We start from the raw sequence: 18915 nt of genomic DNA, 5'->3' as shown, positions 1-18915 counted from the left end.
GTCCAGTTATTGTTTGCCGCTTCTATTTCGTAAAAGCTCCGCGCGTCAGCGTCTTTTATGCCGACAAGAAAAACGTATTGGGACCAGCTTAAGCTGAATGCTGGTTTGCTTGATTTGCCAGATGGCATCTGGCGTTTTGGCAATAATTCAGATTTCGCAGATGGAATCCGGCTTTTTTGCCTGTCCGGCAATTTGGCAGACGGCGTCTGCCAAATCTGTTTGGCACGGCTTTGGTATACCAAATAGAACTTGCGCATATTCCGCAAATTTCGCTCTGAAAAACCAGTTCCAAACTCGGTCGTCAGCTTGGCCGAAAGCTCTTTAAGCGCTTCTTTGCCATATTGCGCCCGGGCGGTTCCCTTTTGTTCGTGTTCCACAATCCGGCGGCCGATTTCAAAACAGGCCAGCACCTGCACGGCATTCACGCCGCGCGCCGCTGTTGACCGGGCCGAAAGGATCAGTTCCCTGATTTCGGAAAGAAGTTTATCGGTCAAAATATTATTTTTCATAATGCTCTTGCCATTGATTGCTCTGGTTCCGAACTACTGATTTTGTAAGTCTCATATTGTGGTTTTATTCATTGCTCCATTCAGTTTTTTTTGCCTTGCTTTGCCGCTTTTTGCTCAAGCGCATTTACCGCCCGGTCAAAGTCGGAAATATAGTTTTTATCCCGCGCTTTGCGGAATATTTCAAATTCATCTTCGGCCTTGCGCGCGGCCTGTTCGGCGCTCACGCTTCCGGCATTCTTCAGAAGCTTGCGTTCGCTCAGTTTCAAGAAGTCGTCCAGCTTGGCTATCCAGTCGGCCATTTTCATAAGCCGGCCGTTGGTCGCCTGCAATTCAGCAAAGTCAAGATACATGGACACAATCAGATTCAATTGCCGGAGCTCGCTTTCGGTGAGATAATTCTTGGCGATTTTTACGTCATGCGCGGTTATGTAACTGCCTTTGAAGCTGGTCAGCCCCATCAGCGGCTTCCTTCTGTTGGCGCGCTCGGAGATGATTTCCGCGGCGGTATGGCCGTGCACCGCATAGTGCATCTTGTTCTGCACCGTGGCAAAGAATTCGCGGGTAAGTGCGTCGTCTTTCCGGTAATCAATGCTGGTGGCGTAAATATCGGTTACCTTCTGGTAAAAATTGCGCTCGCTGCTGCGGATGTCGCGGATGCGCTGGAGCAGTTCCTGGAAATATCTTGCTTTCTGCCCACCCTGTTTAAGCCGTTCGTCATCCAGGGTAAAACCCTTGACGATATATTCTTTCAGGCGCTGGGTAGCCCAGATGCGGAATTGTGTGCCGCGCAATGACTTGACCCGGTAGCCGACTGAGATTACCACATCAAGGTTGTAGAAATCAACTTCCCTGGTAACGTCCCGTTCACCTTCTTTTTGAACTATCCGGAATTTCCGGATAGTTGCCGCCTGATTTAACTCCCCTTCTTCAAAAACATTCCGAATGTGTTCATTTATGGTCCGCACGTCCTTTTGGAAAAGGTCGGCCATCAACTTCTGACTCAACCAGACCGTCTCATCTTCAAGCCGGACTTCCAGTTTTGTCCGGCCGTCTTCAGTTTGGTAGAAAATTATATTGGACTGGTTTTTATCCTTATCCATCGCCGATTTCCTTTTTCAGCCTTTCAAGGAGTTCGTTGCTCCTGCGGAAGGAGTCATGAAGCATGGAAACAATCTCCGTGCTGGAATGGCTCTGCTCTTCCTCCGGAACATGGGGATTCTTTATGTCCAAGTTATAACCATTGGCAATGATCGCCTCCATGGAAACTTTCCACGCCTGTTCGTTTTCCCTGCGTTTCCGCCACCACTTTTTAAGGCCGTCAAACTCGCTTTTCCGGATCGGCTTGGTCTTGCTATAGGCTTTTACGCCTTCGGGCAATTTATGCTCCCAAAACCAGATTTCTTTTGTGGACTTGCCTTTTTCAAAGAAAAGAAGGTTGGTGGCGACGCTGGCATAGGGCTGAAAAACCGAGTTCGGCAGGCGGACAATCGTATGCAGATTGCAGTTTTCCAAAAAGTGCTGACGAATGCGCTGTTTCACGCCGTCACCGGTAAGCGAGCCATCCGGCAGAACTATGCCGGCGCGCCCGCCGGCTTTCAAATACCGCGCCATAAGCATCAGGAAAAGGTCCGCGCTTTCCGTGGTGCGAAAATTCAGGGGAAAGTTGGTCTCCGCGCCGTCGGTAACCGAGGCGCCAAAAGGCGGATTGGCCAAGATGACGTCAACCCGGTCTTTCTGGCCGATGGAAGTGTATTCCCGGTTCAAACTGTCGGTATAGTCCACGTTGGGCACTTCGATATCGTGCAGGATCAAATTGGTGACGCACAGCATGAAGGGCAGTGGTTTGAATTCCATGCCGTGGATCGTTTTTTCCAGCATCTTGAGGTCCTCAACTCCCTTGACATCCTGTTTCCGGATGTTTTCGATTGCGCTGGTGAGGAATCCGCCCGTGCCGCAGGCGGGGTCCAGGACTTTTTCGCCCAGCCGGGGATTGATCATTTCAGCGACGAACTCGGTCAAGGCGCGGGGAGTGTAAAACTCCCCGTAATTGCCGGCGCTTTGCAGGTCGCGCAGAATAGTTTCGTAAATATCGCCGAACACGTGCCGGTCCTCCGCCTTGTTGAAATCAATCTGGTTCAACGCGTTGACTACCTGGCGGATGATCGTCCCGTTTTTCATGTAGTTATTCGTGCCGTCGAATATCTCTCGGATAATGAGCGCGCGTTTGTTGCCGGAACTCACGTCAAGATTTTTAAGCCTGGGCATCAGCGCGCCGTCAACAAAGCTTTTAAGCTCATCGCCGGTCATGCCCTCGTCATCCGCCGCCCAATTGCGCCACTGCAGTTTTTTGGGAATCGGGGAAACGTATTTTTCATTAAGAAGCTCCAACTCCTTGTCCTTGTCGTCAAGAATCTTGAGACTGATCATCCAGCCCAACTGCTCGATGCGCTGGGCGTCGCCGGAGACGCCCGGGTCTTTGCGCATGATGTTCTGCAGTGTTTTTATGATATTCCCGATGTTTTTCATCAATTCTCTTTACGCCACGGCATAAAGCTCGTTTTCCAATTCCACGACGGCATGAAGATATTGGTCCCGGCCCCCGAAAATCCTGATGATTTCGGAGGGGGTGCCCATTTGATTAAAAGGTTCGATTCTCAAGACCGAGAGGTTTTCAATGTTTTCAACGCCCTCATCGGCATACTTGTCCAAAAGCGCGTCAATGACCTTCCGCGCCTGTTCGCCATACCTGGCGAAGCAGTCGCGCTTCTTCACTTTTTCGGCGCGTTCCCGGCGGGTAAGCGCCGGCATGCCCCAGGCGATATGGCACACCAAGTCAAAGACGTCCAAATCCTTTTTTACTTCCGCCATGAGATTGGCCGCGATTATTCCATGGGATTCCAATTCATCTATAACGGCTTTCTTTTTGCGGGCGCTTTTCCAGCGGACGAGAAAATCGTCAAGCGAGCGGAATTCCCGCAGGATGTTTTTTCTGGTGTAGTCCTTCAGGGTCTCCGTAATAAGCCGGCCGGTCTCGTCCAGATGCTGAACCCGTTCGTTTAAGACCGAAACATCCACGCCCGCGACAAATACCTTCCGGTGATGCTCCGCTATTATTGCCCGGGCCTGAATAATTTCCGGCTGAATAGAATATTCTTTTGTTTCCTTTCCATCAAAATCAACCGGCAGTCCGGTCGCGGGGTCCACGATTTCCCCGCCTTCTTCCGGGTAAATATCCCGGCCGGTCAACTCGTCTTCCCCGCTAACCTGCCTGATCATGACCGGATCACCATCAAACGCCGGATCTGCGAAAAGATCGGTCACGTTGCGGAAATCCATAATGGCGAAAAAGGTTTTGCCATAATCCTCGTTAATACGGGTTCCGCGCCCAATAATCTGCTTGAATTCGGTCAGCGACTGGATGTTGGAATCAAGCACAATCAATTTGCAGGTCTGGGCGTCAATGCCGGTGGTCATCAATTTTGACGTGGTTGCGATAACCGGATAACGCTCCTCGGGATTTATGAAATTGTCCACTTCGCGCTTGCCTTCCTCGTCGTCCCCGGTAATGCGCATAACATACTTGTAATTTTCTTTTGCCAAATCAGGGTTCTCGTTGATCAGCGCCTGCCGCATGCGCTCGGCGTGTTCAATATCCACGCAAAAAACTATGGTTTTGTCAAAGCGGTCGGTTTTCTTCAGATACTCCGACACCTTTTTGGCGACAATTTTTGTCCGTTCATCAATTACCAGGTTTTTGTCAAAATCCCTGGTGTTATAAACCCGGTCCTCAACCTCATGGCCGTCCTTGTCTTTTTTGCCTGCTTCCGGACGCCAGCCTTCAAGGTCGGTATTGAGCCCCACGCGGATGACTTTATAGGGAGCCAGGAATCCATCCTCAATGCCCTGCCTGAGCGAATAGGTGTAAATCGGCTCGCCGAAGTAAGCGATGTTGGAGATATCCTTTGTTTCCCGCGGAGTCGCGGTAAGGCCGATATGAGTCGCGGAACTGAAATAGTCAAGGATTGCCCTCCACGCGCTGTCGGCGGCCGCACTTCCGCGATGGCATTCGTCAACAACCACCAGATCGAAAAAATCACGGCTGAATTCCCGGTAGGCATCCTTGTCTTCATTGTAGTTCGTCAATCCCTGGTAAAGGGCGAGGTAAATCTCAAACGCCTTGTCTATTTTTTTCTTTTTGATGACCGTCATGCGGTCTTTAAAATGCTTAAAATCTCCCCGTTTGGTCTGGTCAATAAGCACATTGCGGTCTGCCAGAAAAAGAATCCTTTTTTTTCGGCCGTTTTTCCAAAGCCGGTATATTATCTGAAAAGCAGCATATGTTTTTCCCGTTCCGGTGGCCATTACAAGAAGGATTCTGTTCTCCCCGCGCGCTATTGCTTCGATCGTTCTATTTACGGCGATCTGCTGGTAGTAACGCGGCGCGCGTCCCGATCCGTCAAAAAAGTAGTCAAACGAGACGGCTTCCTCTTGTTCAGAAGTCGTAATGTTTTTGTGCTTTTTATACATCCGCCAGAGTTCAGCAGGGGAAGGGAAAGCGTCCAAAGTCAATTCCTTCTCTATTATTGGAGTAAAGCCGGAAAGATCATGCTGAACAAATCCATCTCCATTGGAACTGAAAGCAACCGGGATATCGAGCATTTTTGCGTAACCCAGGGACTGCTGTAACCCGGCGCCCACGGAATGGTTGTTATCCTTGGCTTCAATAACAGCGACCGGAACATTCGGTTTAAGGTAAAGAATGAAATCGGCGCGTTTCCTTTCGCCGCGCGCGGTTTTGCCGCCTTTGACAAAAATACGCCCGTCGGTAAAATAAACTTCTTCCCTTATTTGTTTTGCAACGTCCCACCCGGCCTTGACCAGGGCGGGCAGGATGTATTGCGTGCAAATATCCCGTTCTGACAGTTCTTTTTTATTTGTCATTTTTTCATCCGCAGGCTTATTCCATCCGCCCTTTATCCGCAAAGCTGTAATATTTGTTGTCGCCGATAATTATGTGGTCAAGAACCTTAATCTGCATCATTTCCCCGGCTTGGGTCAGTTCTTTTGTGAACGCGCGGTCTTCCGCGCTGGGATCGGGATTGCCGGAGGGGTGATTATGCGCGCAGATGATTGACGCCGCGAATTTCCGCAATGCGGAATGAATGATTTCCCGCACGATCGGCATGGCCTGGTTGACCGTGCCGCAAGCCGCGTCCGCGATTTCAATAACTCCATTGCTGCTGTCCAGATAAACGATCTTGAAAACTTCGGTCTTTAAATCGCGCATCTGCGGCATGATGATATCAACCACATCTTTGGCTGAGGCGATTTTCCGTTTATCCGCGTTCGCCTCAACCTCGCGAAACCTCCGCCCGATTTCAAGCGCGGCCTGGATATGGGCGATTTTGGCCGGACCGACACCCTTGAACCCCTTCCAATCGCGCGGGTCGGTCTGAATCATGTTCCTGAACGTGCCGAATTTTTCAACTATCCTGCGGGCAATATCCAGGGCGCTGGCGCCGGTCGTGCCCGTGCGCAAAAGAATGGCAAGCAGCTCGGAATTGCTCAAGGCCTCCGCGCCATTCTTGAGCAGTTTTTCTCTTGGCCGGTCATCCCGCGGCCAGTTCTTGATTCCGGCTGTTTCACGTTTTTTTGGCATGGTTGTTTAAACCCCTTGCATACTACCCCTCCCGGACGCGGCGTCAAGGCCGCAATTGTTGCATGGCGCACGCCGCCAAAAGCGGCAACTGTATTTGAGCGGCGTAGGAGCCGCATCCCCATGCGGCGATTCCGGACGAACCGCATCCCCATGCGGCGATTCCAAACACCAGATACATCGCCGAACAGGAGTTCGGCTCCCACCCTGATTTTGCGCTCTTTTGCGGCAAGATTGTCCGCCGCCAGCCGCACCATGGGACCCGGCCGGCCGCATGAAAGCAACGCCTGAATTGCCGCTCCATTTTCCATATTCCAGGATCAGCCAAGATTGGAGACGCGTTTTATGTCCGGGTCGGTGAAAACATCCATTTTATCAAGGCTTCTCGTGGAAAACTCCGATATGATTGCGCCTTTACTTCCCGCCTGAAACCAGTGCCGGGTTTTTTCCTTCAAGGTATATTGCTCGCCGGGCTTCAGTATTATCTCATGCCATGCTGTAAAATATTTTTTCCTGTCCTCCGGAATTTTCGCCTTCGGACAACGCGTTGGCCGGCCGGGCACATACAGGAAAACCTCCCCCCATCGGCAGCGGAACGTTTCTTCTTTGCCGGGATAATTTCCAACCTGCGGATGGATGTGTTCGGGACATATCTGGCCGGGAAACAAAACCAGTTCCTTTGCGCAACAACGCACCGTGTTGACGTAAATAACAATTTCGGTCCCTATATTTTCAAGGCGCCCCAGATTGAAGTCGCAGACCTCAATCCTTTCCTTTTCAGCGTCGGTCAATCTTATCTTTGCGCCGGCAAGCATTTTGACTGTCCTTTTCTGGGCTTTTTTTATTGTTTTGATGGAAAGCATTTACATCGCTCCTTCCTGTAATTATATTTTTGATTATCAATAACCTGCGGCTTGCCGCCGCGCTCCACGACGCGTTTGCGGAAGCATCAGGCCTGCACCTCTCAAACAATAATAAACCGCCGACGGTCCATTGTTAACGTTGACCGTGTTTGCGCTTTTTCAACGCAATATTCGGCATTTAATAATACACCTTCCACAAAAAAAGGCCTTGCGGAGGGGCGGTCGGGACTACCGCGGTCCTTTGCTTGCGCGCCAAAATATTTTCCGCCGCCGCAGCCGGCAAATCGCCCGCCCCCACCCTGATCAGAAACCCGGCCAGACTGCGCACCATCCGGTAAAGAAAGCCGTCGCCGCGGACCGCGATCACAATTTCCTTGCCCCGGCGCCGGACCGCCAGCGCCGACAGATTACGGACGGTGCTTTCCACCAGCCGGCTGGGATTGGCGGTAAAAGACGCGAAATCATGTTTACCCGTCAACTTTGCCGCCGCATTCCGCATAACCGCGACATCAAGCGGCTGGCGGACATGGGTGCGGTAACGGCACAAAAAAGGCGGGAGGACGCAAGCATTCCAGATGAAATAACGGTATTCCTTGCAAACCGCGTCCCGGCGGGCGTGAAAATCAGGCGCGGCCGGCCCGGCTTTTAAGAGGCGGATGTCCGGCGGCAGGAGGGCGTTGCCCGCCTTGATGATTGTTCTGGCTTCCATGCGCGCGGGAAGATCAAGGTGAGCCACCTGCCCGGCGGCATGCACGCCCCGGTCGGTCCGTCCGCTGCCATGGATTTTCACCGCGCGGCCGGCGAATTCGCGAAAACAACGCTCCAGTTCGCTCTGAACGGTTTTCACGCCCGGCTGGACCTGCCAGCCGGCATAACCGGAGCCGTCGTAAGAAATTGTCAGCTTATAACGCTGCATTTTTCATTTCCATGCGCGTCAAGGTAGGATTGCAGCATAATCTGCGCCGCGACCCGGTCAATGGATTGCCGCCGGCGGCGGCGCGATAACCCCCCGTCAATCATGGCGCGCTCCGCGATCTTGGTGCTCAGGCGCTCATCCCAGAATTCAACCGGCAGCGCAACGCGCGTCTTCAAGCGGCTTGCGAACTGCTCCACGTCTCCGACGGCCAAACCTTTTGAGCCGTCCAGATTCAAAGGCAAGCCGACGATGATTTTCTCGGCCTTGCGCTCCGCGGCAATGCGGCTGATCTCCTTAATTACAGGCTGTCCCCCGGCGTTCTGAATGACACACAACGGAAATGCAATCCGGCCGTTTTCATCGCTGCCGGCCACGCCAATACGTTTCCGCCCAAAGTCTATGCCTAGATAACTTCCCATAACTTACCCGTAAGAGCCGCAAGAAAACTTCCGGCATTCAACATTGAACTTTCAGCACAATTGCATCGGTTAAGAGTTGATGTTGAATGCTCACATGTTTCCAATGCGCGCATATCAAACCAGGTCTTTATACTTCCCGCTTTTTTTCATCCGCGCCACGAGTTGCTTGACATCCTGGGCCTTGCTTTTGGCGCAAACCAGGGTGGCGGCGCCGGAACGCACCACCACCAGGTCGCGCACGCCGACCAGCGCGATCAAGCCGTCCTCCGCCACGGCAATATTGCCGGCGGCGTCAAACGTTTCTCCGTTTCCGACAACGACGTTGTTGCCGGAATCTTTTTTGCAATGCGCTTCAAGCGCCGCCCATGAACCGACGTCATCCCAGCGGAAGGCGCTCTTGGCCATGACAATGTTGGCGGCCTTTTCCATCAAGGCGTAGTCCACCGAAATCTTTTCCAGCGCCGCGTATTCTTTTTTTAAAACCGCCTTCAATGCCATCGGACCGGGCGCGGCGCCGATCTTGTTGACCAATCCGAGGAGCCGGGGACAGTGTTCCGCCAGGGCGGCCTCCAGGACGGGAAGCGCCCAGACAAACATGCCGGAATTCCAGTAAAACCTTCCGCTTTTCATATATTTTCCGGCGGTCGGCAAATCTGGTTTTTCAACAAAACGTTTCGCTTCCGCAAAAACCGTTTTGCCGGGCAGTTTCAATTCTTGCCCGGCTTCAATATAGCCGAACCCCGTGCTGGGAAAAGAGGGCTTGATTCCGATGGTAACCAGGCAATCGGAAGCAAGGGCGAGCCGGAAGGCCGCATTCAGGGTTTGCAGAAAAACCGGCTCATCTTTAATCAGATGGTCCGAAGTCAGCACGCAAAAGGCGGCCCCGGGACTACGGCTTTTCACCAGGCCCGCGGCCAGCGCCACGGCGGCGGCCGTGTCGCGGCCGTAGGGTTCCGCAATCACGTTTTCCGCAGGAAAATCCGGCAAAACCCGGCGCGCCAGGGCGGCCAAATCTTTTCGCGTAATGATAAATATCCGTTTCTTGGGGATTAATTTCTCTATCCGTTCCACCGCGGCGCAAATCAGCGGTTTCCCGGCAGGGATATTCAGAAACTGTTTCGGCCGGCGGGCGGTGCTCATCGGCCAGAAACGCTCGCCGGATCCTCCCGCCAGGATGACCGCATAAAAATTGTTTTTTTTCGGCATGATAATTTTTCTCCAGCTCATTTTTTTGAATCAGTCTGCCATTATCACCCCCGTCACGCAAGAGCAAAATAACCCGCCCTGGAGTCAATTCGCCGGCAAACAACATCAAAATGAATTTTTGACAACCCCCCAGGCCGTATGCTAAAGTTTTTTTCAATAAAAAAACGGGGCTGGCAAACACACTGCAAAAAAATCTTATGCGCATCAGATCGGCCTGCAAAAACGACGGGAATGAATTAATGCGGATGCGAAACCGGCTGCTGGCACTGCATCAGATCGGCAACGATCTTTCAACCGTCGAATCCTTTGACGATTTGTGCCGGCAGGCCGTGGTCTTCGGGTGCCAGATACTGGAATGCAAACGGGTCAGCCTCTGGTTTCGGCGGGGCAATTCAATGGTGGCGGGCGGCTCATTCGGCATGGACGAAAGCGGAAAAGCGCGCGACGAGCGCGCGCGGCTGATAACCTTAAACCGCGCCGCGCCCATGGGAGAGGTCCTGGCCGACAAGCGCCGCCTGTTAATTCAACAGGATTGCGTCCTGCGCAACGACAAGGGCGAGGAAGTCGGGCGGGGCATGCACGCCATTGCCGCCCTGTGGAACGGCAGCCGGGTCATCGGATGCATCTGCATTGACAACCTCCTTGACCGGAGGATTTTCAGCGCGGAGGACCTTGACATCCTGTGTATGTATGCCGCCCTCATCGGACACCTGGCTTTCGGAAAGAAAACAGCGGACGAGCTCAAAAAATCGGTCAAGGAAAAGGAAATTCTCCTGCGGGAAATCCAGCACCGCGTTAAAAACAATCTGCAGGTGATCTCCAGCCTCCTGAACCTGCAGGCGGCCTACATCCGCGACCCGCACGACGCGGAACTGTTCCGGCAGACCCAGGCCAGGATCAAATCCATGGCAAAAGCATATGACGCGTTCCGGCCGCCTGAAGGTGCGCGCGAAATCAACATGCACAATTATATCACGGGAATCATCCATGACCTTTTTCAATTCTATCAAGTAGACCCTTCCTCAATCGTCATGCGGTGGGAAGGCGGCCATGAATCCTTTTCCCTTTCCCAGGCGATCCCGTGCAGCCTAATCGTGAACGAACTCGTGATGAACGCGCTCAAACACGGATTCCAGCAAGGCCAGGCCGGCGGGGGACAACCCAAAGGCGAGCTTTTAATTTCCGTCCAGCGGAGGGAGGGATCCATCGCAATTACCATTGCCAACAACGGGGTTCCCTTCCCGGACAAGGTGGACGTCAACCATCCGCACTCGCTCGGCCTGCAACTGGTAAACGCGCTGGTGTCGCAACTGAACGGAACGCTCTCCATGGACAATACTCGCGGCACACGCTTTACAGTAACTTTTCCGGAAAAAATCGACGGCGGCGCGTAAAACCGGGGATAAACAACCCATTGCCCAATAGCAGCCGCGGCCCTCTGGAAAAATACAAACCGGATGTATTCGCGCGAAACACCGGGACCGGCCGCGCCGTTATCATGGCGAGATGACAATCTCCATCGTTTTTCCCGGCTGTAAAAAAGACGGCCATTCAACGCCGCAAGGCGCGGCGTATAATTTCCTCTACCGGCATGTCATCAACGCCGCCGGCCGCCGCCGTGGACACCATTCTGGCGGCCTCGTTCTGCTTGTAACCGAGAGACACGAGCGCGAGAATGGCGTCGGCAGTCTTGATATTTTCCCCGGGCAAACCCGTTCCGCCCGGCAAATCGGACGTGGAAAGCTTGTCGCGCAATTCAACCACCATTCGTTCGGCTGTCTTTTTACCGATGCCGGCAATGGTCGTCAGCCGCGCGATATCGCCGGCGGCAATCGCCTTGTTTAAATCGGACACCGCCAGGCTGCTCAAGGCGCTCATCGCCAGCTTCGGCCCGATGCCATTGACATTCATCAGCAATATGAAAGCCCTGCGCTCCGCCTCGCTCGCAAAGCCGAAAAGGGAATGCAGGTCCTCGCGGAGATATTCATAAACCAGGAGGCGGCAATCGCGGTTTTCGGCCGGCAGACGGTCAAAACTGCTGAGCGGAATAAACACCTCGTAACCCACGCCGCCCACCCTGACGACCACCCGGGCGGGTGATTTTTCCACGAGCGTTCCTTCAAGAAAAGTGATCATATCGCAACCATGCCCCTTGAAACGAGGAACGCGCCGCGCAAATCATTTGACGCGGATGCTTCCGGGCCGCAAATTTTACAGCGCTTGATGTTGTGCGCGTGGCAGATCGCGATGGCCAGCGCGTCCGCGGCGTCGCCGCCGGGTTCATCCTTCAGGTTCAAGATCAGCATGGCCATTTTCTTCACCTGCTCTTTGCCGGCCGCGCCGCAACCCACCACCGCCTGTTTGACGCGGCGCGGGGCATACTCGTAAACCGGCACCCCGGCCGCGGCACAGGCCGCGATGGCCGCGCCGCGCGCCTGGCCGAGAGCGACGGCGGTCTTGAAATTCTTGCAGAAAAAAACCCCCTCAATGGCGGCCGCATCCGGACGGCAGCGCCCCAGAATATCCGCCACGTCCCGGAAAATATGCAGCAGGCATTCGGAAATCAAGCGGGCGGGCGAATTTTTAACAAGCCGGTATTCAACCGCCTTCAAGGCAGAACCGGACGATTCAATAACCGCGAGCCCGGACGACCGGAGGGACATGTCCATGCCCATTATGCGGCTCATAATGCCTTTTTTACTTCTGCTCAAGCTCTTTCAGGATTTTCTCGTCAATGTCCACGTTGGAATAAACATTCTGGACATCGTCGTTATCCTCAAGCGTCTCAATGAACTTGAGCACGTTGGCCGCGGCGCTTTTGTCGGTAATAGTAACGTAACTGTCCGGAATAAGCGTGATTTCGGAACTGATGGTTTTAATGCCCGCCTTTTCCAAAGCGTCAACCACGGCCTGAAAACCGGCCGGATCGGTTACGATGTCAAAGACGCCGTCATCCTGCTGCATATCCTCGGCCCCGGCTTCAAGGACAATATTCATGAGTTTATCCTCTTCCACCGCGGCGTTATCAACCAGAATCTGTCCCTTGCGCTTGAAATTGCGCACCACCGCGCCCTGCACGGCCAGGTTGCTTCCAAACTTGGTGAAAATATGGCGGATTTCGGAGGCCGCCCGGTTTTTGTTGTCGGTCAGCACTTTAATCACGAGCGCAACGCCGCCGGCCACAAACCCCTCGTAGGTTACCTCATCCAGCTGGCTGCCGGCCAGTTCACCAGTCCCTTTCTTGATGGCCCTTTCAACATTATCCGAGGGCATATTGGATTCCTTGGCCTTGGCGATCAAATTGCGCAGGGCGGCGTTCATGTTCGGGTCGCCGCCGCCGGCACGGGCGGCAATGGTCAGTTCCTTGCTGAGTTTGCTGAATATTTTCCCGCGCCTGGCGTCCGCGGCGCCCTTTTTATGCTGAATGGTTTTCCATTTACTGTGTCCGCTCATACCGACTCTCCTCTCTCGTATCTGATGAAGTATATCTCACCCGCGCGCCTTTGGCAACATAAAGCACAGCGCGCCGGCAACGGCGCGGCAGTTTTAACAACCGGCCGGCAACGGGGATTCCTCGCGCCCGGCTGTTGCAGCGCGCGCTATTCGGTTTTGCTCTCCGCCGGCTGTTCATCGGCCGGGCCGTGCCATTCGGCGCAAACATCATCAATGATTTCCAAAGCCTCCTCAACTTCATTGGGCTTGACGTTGAGCGGCGGCAGGAACCGGAGCACATTCTCGGCGGTCGCCAGCGCCAGCAGGCCGATGTCCATCAACTTGGCTTCCAGCTCTTTCGCCGGCTGGTCAAGCACAAGGGCGAGCATCAGCCCCGTTCCCCGCACTTCCTTGAGATGCTCATATTTGTTGGCCAGCGCCTGCAGTCCGTTCTTTAATTTCTCGCCCATTTCCCTGGCGTTCTGCAGGAGGTTTTCCTCCCGGACGGCTTTGATCGCCGCCAGAGCGGCGGCACACACGCAAGGACCGCCGCCGAACGTGGAGCCATGCGTCCCGGCCTGCAGAACGTCGGCCGTTTTCGGCGCGGCGACAACCGCCCCCATGGGGAGGCCGGCGGCCAGGGCCTTGGCCAGGGCAAACGCATCCGGCAACACGCCGTAATTTTGAAACGCAAACCATTCGCCGGTGCGCCCCATGCCGCACTGCACTTCGTCAAACAAGAGCAGCATGTCGTTTGCATCACAAAGCGCGCGCAGACCCAGAAGAAAATCCTTTTCGGCCGGAACAACGCCTCCTTCGCCCTGGATCGGCTCCGCCAGCACGGCGACGGTCTTGTCGGTAATGGCCGATTTGACCGAGTCAAGGTTGTTAAAGTCGGCGTAGACAAAACCGGCCGGCAGAGGCTCAAAACCCTTCTGGACTTTGCTCTGGCCGGTCGCGGTCAAAGTGGCGAGGGTCCGGCCGTGAAAGGAATTGCGCATGGTGATGATTTCATGCCGTTTGCGCTCATGTCCCCAGAGGCGCGCCAGTTTGATCAAACCCTCGTTCGCTTCCGCGCCGGAATTGCAGAAGAAACATTTCCCCCCCTGAAATCCAGCCAGTCCGGCCAGGGTTTTGGCCAACAGCCCCTGGTTCTCATGGCAATAAAGGTTGGAAACATGAAGTAACTGCTCGGCCTGTTTTTTGATCGCTTCCACGACGCGGGGATGGCAGTGCCCGAGATTGTTGACCGCGATGCCCGCGATAAAATCAAGATAAACCTTGCCGTCGGCGTCCCAGACTTTCGTGCCTTTGCCGTGCGTCAGAGCGATGGCTTTGCGCGCGTAGCAGGGAATAACGTTCTGTTCAAACGATGCGATTATTTCTTCGGTTTTAATTGTCATTGATTATCTCCGTTCCGATGCCTTTATCCGTGAATATTTCAAGCAAAAGCGAATGCAGGACGTGGCCGTCAATGATGTGCACTTTCCTGACACCGGCGGCCATGGCCGCCAGCGCGCCCTGGATTTTGGGAATCATGCCGGCCTGGATCACCCGGCTCCGGATCAAGGCTTCTATTTCGCTGCGCGTCAGGGATGAAATGACCGAATCGGCGTCTTTGGCGTCCCGCATCACGCCCGGGACATCCGAAAGGAAAACCAGCTTGAAGGCGTTGATGGCGACCGCCACGGCCGCCGCCGAATCATCGGCGTTGATGTTATAAACCCGTCCGTCCGGCCCGCGGCCCAGAGGGGTAATGACGGGAATAATATCCGCCTGAAGACAGGCCGTAATCGGGGCGGTATCCACCGCCGCGACCCGCCCCACAAATCCCAGGTCAACCCCGACATTGTCCTGCACAACGCGCTTTTCGGCGCTGATAATCCCCGGCCCGTGAAGTCCCGTGGCCCTGGCGCCGCTGGCAATCAGCGTTTCCACGATCTCAACGTTGACTTCGTGATTCAACACCTCTTCCACCACCCGCATTGATTCGCTGTCGGTAACCCGGAGACCGTTCACAAACTTCGGCTGTATGCCCGCTTCCCGCATCCTCCTGGAAATGGCCCCGCCGCCGCCGTGCACAATCACGGGATGGATGCCGACGCATTCCATGAAAGCCACATCCGCCAGGATGCTCCTGCTGTTATCGGTGTTTTCCATGGCGCTGCCGCCGAACTTGATGACGACCGGCTTGCCCCGCAGCAGCCGGATATACGGCATGGCCTCCATGAGGACGTTTGTTTTTTCAATGAATTTCTGCATAAAATCAGGTCATATAATCGGCGTTGATCCGCACATAATCAAGACTGCAGTCGCAGGTCAGCATGGAATAGGAAGCTTTCCCCTGCCGCAGGTTGATTCCAATCGCAAATTTTTTCCGGGCAATTATTTTTTTCAACGTCTCCGACGGCAGGCCGGACGACCGGCCGTTGACCACCGCCGGACGCCCTTCATAGTCAATGCTGATTCTTTCCGGATCAACCGCCGCCCCGGAATAACCGATCGCGCCCATGATGCGCCCCCAGTTCGGATCGGCGCCGAACCAGGACGTTTTCACCAGCGGGGAACGCGCGATGGCGCGCGCCACTTTTTCGGCTTCCATCCTGTTTTTTGCGCCCTTGACATCAAGCCTGACGACGCGCGTGACCCCCTCGCCGTCTTCAACAAGCATATAAGCCAGCTTCCGGCAAAGGGCCGTCAGGGCGGCTTTAAACCCGTCCCACGCCGGCTGTTTTGCCGCAATGAGCCGGTTGCCGGCCAGGCCGCTGGCGAGACAGAGAACCGTGTCGTTGGTGCTCTGGTCGCCGTCAACCAGAATACGGTTAAAACTCTCCTCCACCGCGCAGGAAAGCGCATCCTGCAAAGCCGCCGGCGCGATGGCGGCATCGGTGGTAATGAACACGAGCAGCGTGGCCATGCGCGGGGCAATCATGCCGGCCCCCTTGGCCATGGCGCCGATAACAACATCCTTGCCGCCGAGGCGCAGGCGCACCGCCGCCTCCTTGGCGCGCGTATCGGTGGTCATGATCGCCCGGGCAGCGTCGCGGCCGCCGCCGCGCCCCAGTTTTTCCACGGCGCGGTTTATCCCCTTTTTCATCCGGTCCAGCGGCATGGGCACGCCAATGGTGCCGGTGGAACAGACAAAAACCAGGGCGGGGCTGATGCGCAACCGCCCGGCCGTCGCGGCGGCGGATTCTTCCGCATCGGCCAGTCCCCGCGGTCCGGTGCAGGCATTGGCGTTGCCGCTATTGATAATCACAGCCTGGATCTTCCGGCTTTTCAACCGCCGCCGGCACAGAATGACCGGCGCGGCTTTCACGCGGTTGCGCGTGAAAACGCCGGCCGCCGTTGCGGGGACGGCAGAAAATATCAGGGCAACGTCTTTCTTGTCAGGCGGAGAATGCGGCTTGATGCCGGCCCGCACGCCGGAGGCGGAAAAGCCTTGCGGGGAAGTTATGCCGCCGGGAACCCATTTATGCCTTGTCTTTTTTTGCATCAAACAAATCAGCGCTTGGAGAACTGGAAACGTTTCCTTGCGCCAGGCCGTCCCGGTTTTTTGCGCTCCTTAAGACGCGAATCCCTCGTTAAAAAACCGCTGTTTTTGAGGACCGTCCGCAAAGAGGCGTCAACCATCAGCAATGCCCTTGCCAGTCCGTGCCGGAGCGCGCCGGCCTGGCCCACAATGCCGCCTCCCCTGACGCGGGCGGCAACGTCAAAACGTTCGCTCATGTTGGTCAACTGCAGGGGCTGGAGAATAAAATTGCGCAAACTTTGCAGAGGAAAATATTCCTTGAAATCCCGGCCGTTGACCGTGATCCGGCCGCTGCCGCCGGTCAAGCGGACCGCGGCCATGGCAACTTTTCTGCGGCCAGTCGCGCCGACGACAGACGCGGCGGCATTGTTCACGTTATTATTTTCATCCGGCATTTCAAATCTCCAGCATTTTTGGTTTTTGCGCCTGATGAGGGTGTTCCTCGCCGGCATAAATAAAAACTCTTTTAAAAGCTCTGCGCATCAGGCGGTTTTTGGGGAGCATGCGGCGCACCGCATCGCTGATGAGACGTTCCGGCTTGATCGCCCGGATCGTGGCGGCTTTCCTTTCGCGGTAGCCGCCGCGGAACCCGGAATAGTCCGGATACATTTTCTGTTCCTCTTTTTTGCCGGTCAGTTTCACCCGGGCAGCGTTAATCACGACAATAAAATCGCCCAGATCAACATGGGGCGTGTAATTGACCTTGTCCTTGCCGCTGACCATGCCGGCGATTTTTACCGCCAGCCGGCCCAGCACCTTGTCGGCGGCGTTCACCACGTACCACGATCTTGCGACTTCGTTCTCTTTTGGTATTGTCGTTTTCAACGTATTTCCCCACCCTTCCAAATGAAGAGAAAAATAATTATTCCCGCGCTCTTGTCAACCCTAAAAACAAAATATTTGCATTTATTTCACGGCTGTTGCGAGATCGCCTTCGCACGCTTCAAGAAAACGCGTATGATTGGCGCACTCGGGTAAGGGTTCAACGTAAAAGCCGCGGCGGTCAATATTGATGCCCGGCATTGCCTCCGACGACAGCGGGCGATAGCATTGGATACTTCGGTGTGAATAACTCCATAGAGTCCATCCTCGTTAAACATGTGGATATCGTAGCCGTGCATATAAAGATTGATTGCTATTGCGAATGTCCCGCGACCTGCGTCTGGAGGATCGGCCGGATCTTGGTTCTCGCCACCGATGGCTATAACCCCAGACCGTCTTGGTTGAAGCGCTGAAAGTAATATCCACCTGGTAAGTCCCGGAATCGCTCATATTTTCCCCAAAATAATTGGTCGGTATGACGGGGCCTATGTCAACCACGTTGCTCATCGGTCCATAATCCCCAAGGCTTCCCACCAGCACATTCGTGATCATCACCCACCCGCTCCCATAACTGTGCGTGTTTGTCTCTGAAGATTTGAAATCAAGACGATTCTGCATTATCCAGAGATACGCGCTCCAGTTTGTCACAACCAGCTTCGTCCCGCGCGTCCAGCCAACATTGTCAAAGATTTTTCCGGAATAATTGGACGACGATCCGGACTGCGTTCGTGGAAAAAACTATGCTGCCCCCCCCCGCCTTACCTCTGGCATCTCTCCTTTAATTATATGTGAAAACCCACTTGGTTAAATAGGATAATCCGCCACGATAACCCAATTCTGGATAATCATAATTAGGCGGCGGCTGAGGAAATGGCGCAAACGGCGAGCCAATTAACGCCCATGGGCATTCTTCTGATTCGGGAAACCAGTCAAGCTCTAAAGACGTTTCTTCAAACGCTGGTATTTCACCAATCTTTACGATTTTCCCCGCTTCTAATCCCAATTCGTCCACATCCACAAAATATGTATTACCCTGATCTCCAAAATATACGTCTAATTGTCGGGCGGGACTATCTTCTGAAAATGGTCCAACCGTTACCTTCCATGAATCCCGGTAAGCTTGTGCGGCGGCATAGTTTTGTGAGCCATCGCCGCCGGCGTTCGCCGATGCCCTTGCAGAAATCGCCACATAACCGGAACTACTCCACTCCGCCGCTCCCCACATCGTTATAGATAACAACCGAGTGTTGTCTACAATATATCCCCAGCCTCCTTGCTCGCTCGTTGAAACGCTTTTCTTCCTGTATTGCACATTACTGATCGGGGCAAGTGTGTTCTTCAACGCGCTGAATCCCTTCCGTATATCCTCAAAAATCCAGGAACCGATTTCATCGCCGGCCTGCGCATAACCGTAAGTGTTGCTGCCTTCCGCCGTTACCCGCCAAAAACCATCATCCAACCCGGCCGCATCCCGCCATGTTGCAACCGTAAAATAACAGAAAGCATCCTGATTGGTTGTCAACGGTCCGTTGACGTGATCTATGTACAATGCCGCAAGAT

Annotated in this window: 19 protein-coding genes; 1 reads left to right on the top strand and 18 read right to left on the bottom strand. The window is 54.4% G+C overall.

Features of this window, described 5'->3' with window-relative positions; genetic code table 11:
* The 9 genes from PHP98_08900 to PHP98_08860 all read right to left on the bottom strand — a co-directional run.
* The coding region (locus PHP98_08900; GenBank protein MDD5483751.1) for a DUF1016 N-terminal domain-containing protein at positions 1 to 425 on the bottom strand (425 nt) is incomplete at its 3' end.
* Positions 426 to 589: 164 nt separating this feature from the next.
* On the bottom strand, positions 590 to 1609 hold the full coding sequence (locus PHP98_08895; protein ID MDD5483750.1) for a virulence RhuM family protein: 1020 nt from the start codon (positions 1607 to 1609) through the stop codon (positions 590 to 592).
* Complete coding sequence (locus PHP98_08890; GenBank protein ID MDD5483749.1) at positions 1602 to 3035, bottom strand: N-6 DNA methylase; 1434 nt, start codon at positions 3033 to 3035, stop codon at positions 1602 to 1604. The genes PHP98_08895 and PHP98_08890 overlap by 8 nt, the downstream gene beginning before the upstream one ends.
* A gap of 9 nt (positions 3036 to 3044) precedes the next feature.
* Positions 3045 to 5450, bottom strand: a complete 2406-nt coding sequence (locus tag PHP98_08885; GenBank protein MDD5483748.1) for a DEAD/DEAH box helicase family protein — start codon at positions 5448 to 5450, stop codon at positions 3045 to 3047.
* Between the two features lie 16 nt (positions 5451 to 5466).
* Positions 5467 to 6168, bottom strand: a complete 702-nt coding sequence (gene radC, locus PHP98_08880; protein MDD5483747.1) for a DNA repair protein RadC — start codon at positions 6166 to 6168, stop codon at positions 5467 to 5469.
* Positions 6169 to 6485: 317 nt separating this feature from the next.
* Positions 6486 to 7028, bottom strand: a complete 543-nt coding sequence (locus tag PHP98_08875) for a D-lyxose/D-mannose family sugar isomerase (GenBank protein ID MDD5483746.1) — start codon at positions 7026 to 7028, stop codon at positions 6486 to 6488.
* A 178-nt stretch (positions 7029 to 7206) separates the two neighbouring features.
* Positions 7207 to 7944, bottom strand: coding sequence for a tRNA pseudouridine(38-40) synthase TruA (truA, locus tag PHP98_08870; protein MDD5483745.1), 738 nt, complete (start codon positions 7942 to 7944; stop codon positions 7207 to 7209).
* Complete coding sequence (ruvX, locus tag PHP98_08865) at positions 7926 to 8363, bottom strand: Holliday junction resolvase RuvX (protein MDD5483744.1); 438 nt, start codon at positions 8361 to 8363, stop codon at positions 7926 to 7928. The genes truA and ruvX overlap by 19 nt, the downstream gene beginning before the upstream one ends.
* 114 nt (positions 8364 to 8477) lie before the next feature.
* On the bottom strand, positions 8478 to 9569 hold the full coding sequence (locus tag PHP98_08860; GenBank protein MDD5483743.1) for a sugar phosphate nucleotidyltransferase: 1092 nt from the start codon (positions 9567 to 9569) through the stop codon (positions 8478 to 8480).
* Positions 9570 to 9766: 197 nt separating this feature from the next.
* On the opposite strand from PHP98_08860, the gene PHP98_08855 reads away from it, so the two are divergent.
* Entirely contained in the window at positions 9767 to 10963 is a 1197-nt protein-coding gene (locus PHP98_08855) for a histidine kinase dimerization/phosphoacceptor domain -containing protein (protein ID MDD5483742.1), read from the top strand.
* A 157-nt stretch (positions 10964 to 11120) separates the two neighbouring features.
* Here PHP98_08855 and ruvA read toward each other — a convergent pair whose 3' ends face one another.
* From ruvA to PHP98_08810, 9 genes are all read right to left on the bottom strand, one after another.
* A complete protein-coding gene (gene ruvA / locus PHP98_08850) occupies positions 11121 to 11705 on the bottom strand; it encodes a Holliday junction branch migration protein RuvA (protein ID MDD5483741.1) in 585 nt (194 codons plus the stop codon).
* Positions 11702 to 12256 (bottom strand): crossover junction endodeoxyribonuclease RuvC, encoded by a 555-nt coding sequence (ruvC, locus tag PHP98_08845; GenBank protein MDD5483740.1) that lies wholly within the window; start codon positions 12254 to 12256, stop codon positions 11702 to 11704. Before ruvC ends, ruvA begins: the two co-directional genes overlap by 4 nt.
* A gap of 10 nt (positions 12257 to 12266) precedes the next feature.
* Complete coding sequence (locus PHP98_08840; GenBank protein MDD5483739.1) at positions 12267 to 13022, bottom strand: YebC/PmpR family DNA-binding transcriptional regulator; 756 nt, start codon at positions 13020 to 13022, stop codon at positions 12267 to 12269.
* Between the two features lie 146 nt (positions 13023 to 13168).
* Positions 13169 to 14404 (bottom strand): acetylornithine transaminase, encoded by a 1236-nt coding sequence (locus PHP98_08835; protein MDD5483738.1) that lies wholly within the window; start codon positions 14402 to 14404, stop codon positions 13169 to 13171.
* Complete coding sequence (gene argB, locus PHP98_08830) at positions 14394 to 15263, bottom strand: acetylglutamate kinase (GenBank protein MDD5483737.1); 870 nt, start codon at positions 15261 to 15263, stop codon at positions 14394 to 14396. The genes PHP98_08835 and argB overlap by 11 nt, the downstream gene beginning before the upstream one ends.
* Before the next feature lie 4 nt (positions 15264 to 15267).
* Entirely contained in the window at positions 15268 to 16497 is a 1230-nt protein-coding gene (gene argJ / locus PHP98_08825) for a bifunctional glutamate N-acetyltransferase/amino-acid acetyltransferase ArgJ (protein MDD5483736.1), read from the bottom strand.
* An 8-nt stretch (positions 16498 to 16505) separates the two neighbouring features.
* On the bottom strand, positions 16506 to 16928 hold the full coding sequence (gene rpsI, locus PHP98_08820) for a 30S ribosomal protein S9 (protein MDD5483735.1): 423 nt from the start codon (positions 16926 to 16928) through the stop codon (positions 16506 to 16508).
* A gap of 1 nt (position 16929) precedes the next feature.
* Positions 16930 to 17358: a 50S ribosomal protein L13 gene (gene rplM, locus PHP98_08815; GenBank protein ID MDD5483734.1), complete on the bottom strand. Its 429-nt coding sequence runs from the start codon at positions 17356 to 17358 to the stop codon at positions 16930 to 16932.
* 775 nt (positions 17359 to 18133) lie between these two features.
* The coding region (locus PHP98_08810; GenBank protein MDD5483733.1) for a hypothetical protein at positions 18134 to 18915 on the bottom strand (782 nt) is incomplete at its 5' end.

It is taken from the genome of Kiritimatiellia bacterium (genome assembly GCA_028715905.1).
GTDB lineage: Bacteria > Verrucomicrobiota > Kiritimatiellia > JAAZAB01 > JAAZAB01 > JAQUQV01.
This window is presented reverse-complemented; position numbering and strand designations above follow the sequence as displayed.